The following is a 10,516-nucleotide window of genomic DNA, read 5'->3' on the forward strand; positions in this document are numbered from 1 at the left end:
GCGGCGACGAGGGCGCCGGTCGCGATCGCACGACGCCCGGGTCTGTGCTGCCGTTGGGGGAGTGATCTCACGCTGACTCCTTCTGCGCTGGCCGCGCGATGGCGCGGCCGGGACGACCGGGCGGCTGGGTCGCCGTCCGGGCAGGGCGAGGCAGAACAAGCAGATCTACGAAGGTGCGGTGGGGGGTGGCTGTCGTGGTGCGACGACAGCGGTGGGACCGCTGTCTCAGCCGAGGGAAGAGTCCCACCGATCGATTCAACCTGTCAGGGTCGCGACAAAGATTGACCGGAAACCGTCCGTTGACACATGTGCTGTGTCCGTATTTCGGAGGACGTGGTGTTATTCCGGACGTCTGGCGAGACGGGTGGATGACAGGGGTGACTCCTAGCATCAGCGGTATGACGTCTCCCGACCCTCGGCCGGCCGGTCCGCCCGTGCGTCCGCTCCGGAATCCGATCGACGAGCCCTCGCATGCGCTCACCGATCCCGGACAGTTGCCGCACGCCTATCTCGACTGGCTGCGGGAGGTGGTCCTGCGCAAGCTGGACGGGCTCTCCGAACGCGAACTGCGCACCAGCCGGCTGCCCTCCGGCTGGACCCCGCTGGAGCTGCTGTGCCATCTGACCCATGTGGAACGGCGCTGGCTGCGCTGGGGGTTCCACGGGGAGCCGGTGGACGAGCCGTGGGGCGACCTGGGCTCCGACGGCCGCTGGTACGTCCCCGAGGAGCTGCCGTCCGCCGTGGTCCGGGCCCGGTTCGAGGAACAGTGCGCCTGGTCACGGGCGGCCGTCGAGGGCGTACCGCTGGAGCAGCGGGCCCGCACCGGAGGCCGTTTCGCCACCGAGGCCGACGCACCGGCGCTGGGCTGGATCCTCTTCCACCTGGTCCAGGAGTACGCCCGGCACGCGGGCCAGCTCGACATCGCACGGGAGCTGGCCGACGGCACGGTCGGCGAGTGAGGGCGGGACCGCGCCCGGGTCAGTCCGGCCGCGCCGGGGCGTCACCGTGCCAGGAGTGCCAGAGGGCGGCGTAGGCGCCGCCACGGGCCACCAGCGCGTCATGGGTGCCCAGTTCGACGAGCCGGCCGTCCTCCATCACCGCCACCCGGTCCGCGTCGTGCGCGGTGTGCAGCCGGTGGGCGATGGCGATCACCGTGCGGCCCTCCAGGACCGCGGCCAGCGCCCGTTCGGCACGGCGGGCGGTGCCGGGGTCCAGCAGGGCGGTGGCCTCGTCGAGGACCAGGGTGTGCGGATCCGCCAGGATCACCCGGGCCAGGGCGAGTTGCTGGGCCCGGGCCCCGTCGGTCGGATGAGCCGAGGGGCCCAGTTCGGTGTCCAGGCCGTCCGGCAGCTCGTCGTACCAGTCGGCGCCGACGGCGTCGAGCGCGGCGCGCAGTTCGGCATCACCGGCCGAGGGCGCGGCGATCAGCAGATTGTCCCGGAGCGTCCCCAGGAACACATGGTGCTCCTGGGTGACCAGCACGATCTGCCGCCGCAGTTGCTCCGGGCCGAGCCGGGAGACCGGGACACCGCCGACCGTCACCGTGCCGGTGCGCGGCGCGTCGACCCCCGCCAGCAGCCGCCCCAGGGTGGTTTTGCCCGCGCCGGACGGGCCGACCAGGGCCAGCCGCTCACCGGGCCGCACGGTCAGCCCGACGTCATGCAGCACATCGCCCCCGCCGTCATAGGCGTACCGCACCCCGGACACCTCGATCCGGTCGCCGTCCGGGACCACCGCGGTCTCCGGCGCCGCCGACGGGGCCTGGCCCACACCCTCGACCCGGGCGAACGAGGCACCGCTGCTCTGGAGTTGCTCCACTCCCATCAGCACGATGTCCAGCGGTTCGGTGAGCTGCCGCAGATAGAGCGCGGCGGCCACCACGGCGCCCACGCTCACCATGCCGTGGCGGTGCAGCACGCTGCCGATCAGCAGCACCCCCGCCACCGGGACCAGATGGGAGATCTCCACCGCCGGGAAGAACCGGCTGCGCAGTGACAGCGTCCGCAGCCGGGTGCGGCGGCAGTCGGCGATCGCCTCCCGGCTCGCCCGGATCCGCGTCCGCTCCAGCCGGAAGGCGTCCACCGTACGGGCCCCGGCGGCGGTGGCGGTGAGGATCTCGGCGAGCGCCGAATTGGCCGCGCCCTCCGCCAGATACGCGGTCCCGGCCCGCCGCAGATACCAGCGCACGGCGCACCAGATGCCCGCCAGCCCCACCGCCCCGCAGCCGCCGAGCAGCGGATCGAGGACGAACACCGCCCCGAAGACGAACAGCACCTGCACCGCGGCGATCAGCATCTCCGGCCCCACGTCCCGCAGTGTGGTGCCGACCGCGGTCACGTCCGCGGTGCCACGGGCGGTCAGATCGCCGGTGCCCGCGCGCTCCACCACCGAGGCGGGCAGCGCCAGCGACCGGTCCACGAACCCCTCGCGCACCCGGGCCAGCGTGCGCTCCCCGAAACGGTGCGCGGTGTACCGGGCCCAGCGCGCCAGCAGGAGCTGGACGACCGCGCACACCACGATGGCAGCGGCCAGCCGGTCCACCGCGGCCGTCCCGGCGCCCTCCCGGACCCGGTCGATGATCTTCCCGAGCAGCCAGGGACCGGCCAGGGCGGCCACCGCCGCCAGCCCGTTGAGCACCAGGACCACGGTGAACGCGCCCCGGTCCGCGGCGATCAGCCGGCCCGCGGCCCGGCGCACCCGGGCCTGACCGGCGATGGGCAGGGCCCTCGGCACCGTCATCGGACGTCCTCCTCGCGCGGGGTGTCCACGCTGTCCTCCTCGCCGCCCCGGGACACCAGACGGCGGTAGCCGGGCTCGTCCGCCAACAGCGCCTGGTGGCCCGCACCGACGGCCGCCACCTTCCCGTCGACCAGGTAGTACACCGTGTCGGCCCGTGCCAGCAGCAGGGGTGAGGTGCCGGCGACCACCGTCGTCCGGCCGGACCGCGCGGTGCGCAGCCGTTCCGCGACCGCCGCCTCGGTGTGCGCGTCCAGCGCGGAGGTGGGCTCAGGCAACAACAGCACCTCGGGATCGGCCAGCAGGGCCCGCACCAGCCGGACGCGCTGACGCTGACCGCCGGAGAGATTGCGGCCCTGCGCCTCCAGGAGCGAGTCCGGCCCGTCCGGCAGCGCGTCGGCGATGTCCTGCGCCACGGCCGTGTGCAGCGCCCGCCGGATCTCCGCCTCGTCGCGGTCCTCACGTCCGCCGACCACCTCGCGCAAGGGGCCGGCGAAGAGATCGGCCTCGTGGTCCGCGAGCAGGATCCGGGCCCGCACCTGATCGACCGCCACCTCGTCCAGCCGCACCGCGCCCCAGGTGGCCTCCGACGCGGTGAACCCGCCCAGCCGGTCCAGCACCGCGGCCGACTCCGCGGGCCGGGCGGACACCAGCGCCGTCAGCGCCCCCGGCCGCACCTCGACCCCGGACGCCGGATCGCGCAGGACGGACGGCTCCGCGGGGGCGTCCACCGCGCCCGCGCCGGTGGCATCCGGCTCCAGGGACACGAAGTCCACCACCCGCCGGGCGGCCACCAGACCACGGCTGATCTGGTAACCGCACTCCAGCAGGAAGGACACCGGCAGGACGAGCATGGCCACGTAGCCGTAGACCGAGACCAGTTCGCCCACCGTGAGTTCGCCCTGCGCGGCCATCCGCGCCGCGAGCCAGGTGACGACCGCGAGGAACAGCGAGGGGCCGCCCACCCCGAGGGCCTGGAGCCAACTGGTGACCGCGCCGACCCGGTATCCCCGGTCCCGCAACTCCCGTGACCGGAGCCGGAAGGCGTCGGCGAACAGCTCCTTGCCGCCGAGACCGCCCAGCACCCGCAGACCGCCCGCGAGGTCGGCGATCCGGGCGGTCAGTTCCCCCTGCTGCTCGCGGTAGGCGCCCTCGGCGCCCTGGAGCCGCCCCAGGAGCGGGCCGACCACGACCGCCAGCAGCGGCACCCCCAGCAGCACCACCACCGAGAGCAGCGGGGAGACCGCCAGCAGCAGGACGGCCACCACCCCGAACCCCACCGCCGCGCCCACTCCGGGGCCGACCACGGTCAGCGACTGGCTGATCTGCTGGACGTCGCTGATGCCGATGGTGGCGACCTCGCCGGTGGCGGTCTGCCGGGACAGCGCGGCACCCAGCCGGGTCGTCTGGTCCACCACCACCTTGACGGTGCGCAGATTGGCGTCCATCCGCAGCCGGGTCATGGTGCGGTGCCGCATCGTGCTCACCCACGCGGTCAGCGTCCCCACCGCCAGCAGCACCGCGACCCAGCCGATCAGCGCCGTCGTGTCCGCGGGCACCAGCCCGTCGTCGATGGCGCGCGCGAGCACGTACGGGCTGAGCGCCAGCAGCACCATCCACACCGTGCCCAGCACCGCGCCCGCGGCGGCCCGGCCCGGCTGCCGGGCCAGCAGCCACCACAGATACCGTCCGGGGCTCCGGCGGTCGGGGGTGCCCGGCTCGCCGTACGCGTCCACCGGGGTCATACGAGACTGTCCCGCCACGCCTGGTGCAGCGCGGCGAACCGGCCCTCGCCGGAGACCAGTTCGCCCGGGGTGCCGTCCTCCACGATCCGGCCGCCGTCCATCACCAGCACCCGGTCGGCGATCTCGACGGTGGACAGCCGGTGCGCGATCACCACGGCGGTCCGGCCGCGCAGCACCGTGTCCATGGCGCGCTGCACCGCTCGTTCGCCCGGGATGTCGAGGGAGGAGGTGGCCTCGTCGAGGATGAGCACTGACGGATCCGCGAGCAGCGCGCGGGCGAAGGCCACCAGCTGGCGCTGGCCCGCCGAGATCCGGCCGCCCCGCTTGCGGACATCGGTGTCGTAGCCGTCCGGCAGGGCGGCGATGAAGTCATGGGCGCCGATCGCCCTGGCCGCCCGCTCGACCTCCTCACGGGTGGCGTCCGGGCGGCCGATGGCGATGTTGTCCGCGACCGTGCCGGAGAACAGGAACGCCTCCTGCGTCACCATCACCACCCCGCGCCGCAGATCGGGGGTGGCCAGCGCGCGCAGATCCACCCCGTCCAGCAGCACCCGCCCCTCGGTGGGGTCGTAGAACCGGGCGAGCAGTTTGGCCAGGGTGGACTTGCCCGCGCCGGTGGCGCCCACCACCGCCACGGTCTGTCCGGCGGGCAGGGTCAGCCGGAAGCGCGGCAGCACCTCACCGCCGGTGCGGTAGGCGAAGCGCACCTCCTCGAAGACGACCTCCCGGCCGGGGGCCTCCACCGGGCGCGGCGGCAGCGGGAGGGGCTCGGCGGGCTCGGGGACGGAGGGGCGCTGGGCCAGCAGCCCCGCGATCTTCTCCAGCGAAGCGGCCGCCGACTGGTAGGAGTTGAGGAACATCCCGAGCCGGTCGATCGGGTCGTAGAGCCTGCGCAGGTACAGCGCCGCGGCGGCCAGCACACCGAGCGCGAGCCCGCCGGAGGCGACCCGGTAGGCGCCCCACAGCACGATCGCGGCGACGGCCGTGTTGGCCACCAGCCGGGAGCCGACCACATAGCGCGCCATCTCCAGGATCGCGTCCCCGTTGGACTGCTCATGGCGGTCGTTGAGCTCCCGGAAGCGGGCGTCATTGGCCCGCTCACGGCGGAACGCCTGGACCGGGCGGATGCCGTTCATGGTCTCGGTGAACGCCACGATGACCGCGGCGATGGCCGTCGACCGCTTGCGGTACACCCGCATCGAACGGCGCTGGAAGGACCGGATCAGCAGGTACAGCGGCCAGAAGGAGAGCACCGCCGCACCGCCCAGACCCCAGTCCAGGTACAGCAGCGTGGCCGAGATGTAGACGGCCGCCATCGCGACGCCGAGCAGCTCCTCAAGACCCTCGTTGAGCAGTTCGCGCAGGCTCTCCACATCGGTGGTGGCGCGCGAGATCAGCCGCCCGGAGGTGTAGCGCTCATGGAAGTCCACGCTGAGCGCCTGGGCGTGGCGGAAGATCCGGCCGCGCAGCTCCAGCAGCACGTCCTGGCTGATCCGGGCCGAGGAGCGGATGAACGCGTACTGGAGGGCGCCGGAGGCCAGCGCGCAGCCCAGATAGCCCGCGCCGACCGCGATCAGCGGCCCCCGGTCGCCGTCCCGGAAGGCGGGCACCGCGCGGTCGATGGCGTACGCCACGAGGAGCGGACCGGCCTGGACGGCGGCCTGCTGGAGCAGCAGCAGAAGGGTGGTCAGCCAGACCCGGGGCCGGTACGGGGAGAGCAGCGAGCGCAGCAGCGCGAACGAGGCGCCCTTGGGGGCGGGCAGTACATCGTGATCGAACGGATCACCCCCGGCGCGGTCCCCGTCCCCGGCCGCGGTGCGTCCGCCGCCCTCCTCGTCCTCGGCCGCCGGCGGGCCCGTCGCGGTCGTGGTCATCGGCGCTCCTCCCCCTCCGCACTCTCGTCCCCGGACATCAGCTGCCGATACTCGGCGCTGTCACGCAGCAGTTGTTGATGGGTGCCGACGGCCGTGATCCGGCCCCCGGAGAGCAGCGCCACCCGGTCGGCGAGCAGCACGGTGGACGGGCGGTGCGCGACGACCAGCGCCGTCGTGGTGGCGAGCACCTGCCGCAGCGCGGCCTCCACCAGCGCCTCGGTGTGGACGTCCAGCGCGGACAGCGGATCGTCCAGCACCAGGAAGCGCGGGCGGCCGACGACCGCGCGGGCCAGCGCGAGCCGCTGCCGCTGCCCGCCGGACAGGCTCAGCCCCTGCTCGCCGACCTGGGTCCGGTCGCCCTCCGGCAGCGCGTGCACAAAGCCGGCCTGCGCCACCTCCAGGGCGCGCAGCAGATCGGCCCGGTCCGCGCCGTCCGCGCCCATCAGTACGTTCTCCCCGGCGGTGGCGGAGAACAGGGTGGGTTCCTCGAAGGCGACGGCGACCAGCGCGCGCAGCTCCTCGCGGGGGAGTGCGGTGATGTCCCGTCCGTCGAGGGTGATCCGGCCGCGGGTGGGCTCCTGGAGCCGGGGGACCAGCGCGGTCAGCGTGGTCTTGCCGGAGCCGGTGGCGCCCACCAGCGCCATGGTCTCGCCGGGGCGGATGTGCAGATCCACCCCGCGCAGCACCGGCGGTGCGTCCGCGGGCGCGTCGGCGAACCGGAACTCCACGCCCTCGAAGCGCAGTCCGCCGCGGGACTGGTCCCGCTGCCGGGGGACCACGGGCGCGCCGGCGGGGGCGGGCCGGTCACCGGCCGCGGCCGGGACCTCGTCCATCACCTCGAAGTAGCGGTCGGTCGCGGTCGCCGCGTCCTGGCTCATCGCGAGCAGGAAACCGAGCGACTCCACCGGCCAGCGCAGGGTGAGCGCCGTGGACAGGAAGGCGACCAGGGTGCCCGCCGACAGCTCGCCGTCGGCCACCTGGACCGTGCCCAGCATCAGCGCCGCGCCGATCGCCAGCTCCGGCAGCGTCATGATCAGCGCCCAGATGGCGGCCAGCAGCCCGGCCTTGCGCAGCTCGGTCGAGCGGACGCCCAGCGACAGGGCGCGGAAGGCACGGGCCTGGCTGCGGTGGCGGCCGAATCCCTTGACGATCCGGACGCCGAGCACGCCCTCCTCGACCACCGTGGTCAGATCGCCGGTCTGGTCCTGGACGGCCCGGGCCACGGTCGAGTAGCGCTTCTCGAAGTACGAGCAGAGGATCACCAGCGGCACCGCCGGGACCACCAGCACCAGACCCAGCGTCCACTCCTGCGACAGCAGCAGCGCGAACCCGGCCAGTACGGTGACCCCGTTGACCACCAGGAAGGTGAGCGGGAAGGCCAGGAACATCCGCAGCAGCATCAGATCGGTGGTGGCGCGCGACAGGAGCTGACCGGAGGCCCAGCGGTCGTGGAAGGAGAGCGGCAGCCGTTGCAGATGGCGGTAGAGACCGGCGCGCATCTCCGCCTCGACGGAGGCCAGGGGACGGGCCACCAGCCAGCGCCGCACCCCGAACAGCCCCGCCTCGGCCACCCCGAGCGCCAGCAGCACGGCGCCGCCCAGCCACACCCCGCCCGGATCCCGGTCCGCCACCGGCCCGTCCACCATCCACTTGAGGACCAGCGGGATCGCCAGACCCAGACAGGACGCCACGATCGCCACCGGGACCGCCGTGAACAGCCGGGCCCGCACCGGCCGCACATACGGCCACAGCCGCAGCAGCGAACGCGTGGCGGAGCGGCGCCGCGGGGCGGCACCGCTCTCCTGGTCCCGGGGTCTTTCACTGGTGGTGGCCATCAGGAGTGAGATTACGGTTCACCACTGTCAGCTCTCACTCGGTTTTCCGGCGTAGGTCCGAGGGCGGAAGGGCGCGCAGCAGCAGTACCGAACGCTCCGGGAGCTCCAGCGGCGCGCCCGCCGGATGCCGGGTGAGCGGGGGTGCGCCCTGGTCCTCGCGCGCGGTGTCGACGAGCAGTTCGTACGCGGACGCCCACGGCGGACCGGGCAGGGTGAAGGACAGCGGTTCCGCTCCCGCGTGCAGCAGCACCAGGAAGCTGTCGTCGCCGACCGGCCCGCCGCGCGGATCGCGCTGGGGCAGATCACGGCCGGAGAGACAGACCCCCAGCGCGGTGGTCGGCGCGTACCAGTCGGCCTCGGTCATCTCGGTGCCGCGCGGGGTGAACCAGGCCAGGTCGCGCACCCCGTCGGAGGGCCGGGCCCGGCCGGTGAAGAACACGGGGCGGCGCAGCACCGGATGGGCCCGGCGCAAGTCCACCAGCCGTGCGGTCAGCTCGGTCAGCGCCGCCCAGCCGGGGTCCTCCAGCAGCGACCAGTCCAGCCACCCGGTCTCGTTGTCCTGGCAGTACGCGTTGTTGTTGCCGCCCTGGGTGCGGCCGAGCTCATCGCCCGCCACCAGCATCGGCACCCCGGTGGACAGCAGCAGGGTGGACAGCAGGTTGCGGAGCTGGCGGCGGCGCAGCGCGAGCACCCCGGCGTCATCGGTCCCGCCCTCGGTACCGCAGTTCCAGGAGCGGTTGTCATCGGTGCCGTCGCGGTTGCCCTCACCGTTGGCCTCGTTGTGCTTGCGTTCGTAGGAGACCAGGTCGCGCAGGGTGAAGCCGTCATGGGCGGTGATGAAGTTGACCGAGGCGTACGGACGGCGGCCGCCCCAGCCGTAGAGGTCGCTGGAGCCGGACAGCCGGTAGCCGAGGTCGCGGACATCGGGCAGCGCACCGCGCCAGAAGTCGCGGACCGCGTCCCGGTAGTGGTCGTTCCACTCGGCCCACAGCGGCGGGAACGCGCCCACCCGGTACCCCCCCGGCCCCACGTCCCACGGTTCCGCGATCAGCTTCACCCGGCGCAGCACCGGGTCCTGGCCGACGGCGGACAGGAACGGGGCGAGCATGTCGACGTCGCTGTCGGTCCGGGCCAGCGCGCTGGCCAGGTCGAAGCGGAAGCCGTCCACCCCCATCTCGGTCACCCAGTAGCGCAGCGAATCCATGATCAGCCGCACCACCTGCGGCCGCAGGGCGTGCAGGGTGTTGCCGCAGCCGGTGACGTCGGCGTAGCGGCGCGGGTCCGGCTGGAGCCGGTAGTAGCCGCGGTTGTCGACACCGCGCAGCGAGAGGGTGGGGCCCAGTTCACCGGCCTCGGCGGTGTGGTTGTAGACCACGTCCAGGATCACCTCGATCCCGGCCCGGTGCAGGGCGCGCACCATCGCCCGGAACTCGGCCACCTGCTGGCCGCGGGTGCCGGTGGCGGCGTAAGCGGCGTGCGGGGCGAAGTAGCCGATGGTGTTGTAGCCCCAGTGGTTGCGCAGCCCCCGGCGCAGCAGATGGTCCTCATGGGCGAACTGGTGCACCGGCAGCAGCTCCACCGCGGTCACCCCGAGCCGGGTGAGGTGCTCGACGGCGGCGGGGTGGGCCAGTCCCGCGTAGGTGCCGCGCAGTTCGGGCGGCACCCCGGGGTGGCGCATGGTGAAGCCGCGCACATGGAGTTCGTAGATCACCGACTCGTCCCACGGGGTGCCGGGGCGGCGGTCCGTCCCGTCCGGGCCCCCGTCCGCCCCTTCGGCCGGGCTTCCCACCACCACCCCCTTGGGGACGTACGGGGCGGAGTCGCGGTCGTCGCGCACGGTGTCCGCCACATGCTGCTGCGGCCAGTCCCGCACATGGCCGTAGACCTCCGGCGGCAGCGCGAACTCGCCGTCCACGGCGCGTGCGTAGGGATCCAGCAGCAGTTTCGCCGGGTTCCAGCGGGCCCCGGTCCACGGGTCCCAGCGGCCGTGCACGCGGTAGCCGTAGCGGTGGCCGGGGAGCACCCCGGGGACGAAACCGTGCCAGGTGCCGTGGGCCTGCTCGGTGAGCGGGCAGCGGCTCTCGGTGCCGTCGTCGAACAGGCACAGCTCGACGGCCTCCGCACCGCCCGCCCACAGCGCGAAGTTGGTGCCCGCCACCCCGTCCGGTCCCCGGCACACCCGGGCCCCCAGCGGCTCCGGACCACCGGGCCAGGGCCGCGGACCCGCGGCCGGGACGGCGCGCGGCGCGGGCAGCGCGGCGGGGAGCCCCGCGACGGGGCCGGGTGCCGCGCCGGCCGCCGCGCGGCGGCCGGGGGGACCGCTGTA

At 74.0% G+C, this 10,516-nt stretch carries 6 protein-coding genes; 1 reads left to right on the forward strand and 5 read right to left on the reverse strand.

All coding sequences use genetic code 11. The features are described 5' to 3' along the window. The first annotated feature begins 398 nt into the window (after nt 1-398). A complete protein-coding gene (locus tag NMK44_RS05345) occupies nt 399-959 on the forward strand; it encodes a DinB family protein (protein WP_254738691.1) in 561 nt (186 codons plus the stop codon). A 19-nt stretch (nt 960-978) separates the two neighbouring features. Here the strand turns inward: NMK44_RS05345 and NMK44_RS05350 are convergent, their stop codons facing one another. From NMK44_RS05350 to glgX, 5 genes are all read right to left on the reverse strand, one after another. Next, the gene (locus NMK44_RS05350) at nt 979-2,739 is read right to left on the reverse strand and encodes an ABC transporter ATP-binding protein (RefSeq protein ID WP_254738693.1); all 1,761 of its coding nucleotides are present in this window, start codon (nt 2,737-2,739) and stop codon (nt 979-981) included. Then, on the reverse strand, nt 2,736-4,481 hold the full coding sequence (locus NMK44_RS05355) for an ABC transporter transmembrane domain-containing protein (protein WP_254738695.1): 1,746 nt from the start codon (nt 4,479-4,481) through the stop codon (nt 2,736-2,738). Before NMK44_RS05355 ends, NMK44_RS05350 begins: the two co-directional genes overlap by 4 nt. Beyond that, nucleotides 4,478-6,355: an ABC transporter ATP-binding protein gene (locus NMK44_RS05360; RefSeq protein WP_254738697.1), complete on the reverse strand. Its 1,878-nt coding sequence runs from the start codon at nt 6,353-6,355 to the stop codon at nt 4,478-4,480. Before NMK44_RS05360 ends, NMK44_RS05355 begins: the two co-directional genes overlap by 4 nt. Then, complete coding sequence (locus tag NMK44_RS05365; RefSeq protein ID WP_254738699.1) at nt 6,352-8,190, reverse strand: ABC transporter ATP-binding protein; 1,839 nt, start codon at nt 8,188-8,190, stop codon at nt 6,352-6,354. Before NMK44_RS05365 ends, NMK44_RS05360 begins: the two co-directional genes overlap by 4 nt. 34 nt (nt 8,191-8,224) lie before the next feature. Then, nucleotides 8,225-10,516 (reverse strand): glycogen debranching protein GlgX (glgX, locus tag NMK44_RS05370; RefSeq protein WP_374215234.1); only part of this gene is annotated, 2,292 nt, incomplete at its 5' end.

It is taken from the genome of Streptomyces cucumeris (genome assembly GCF_024295805.1).
GTDB classification, from domain to species: domain Bacteria; phylum Actinomycetota; class Actinomycetes; order Streptomycetales; family Streptomycetaceae; genus Streptomyces; species Streptomyces cucumeris.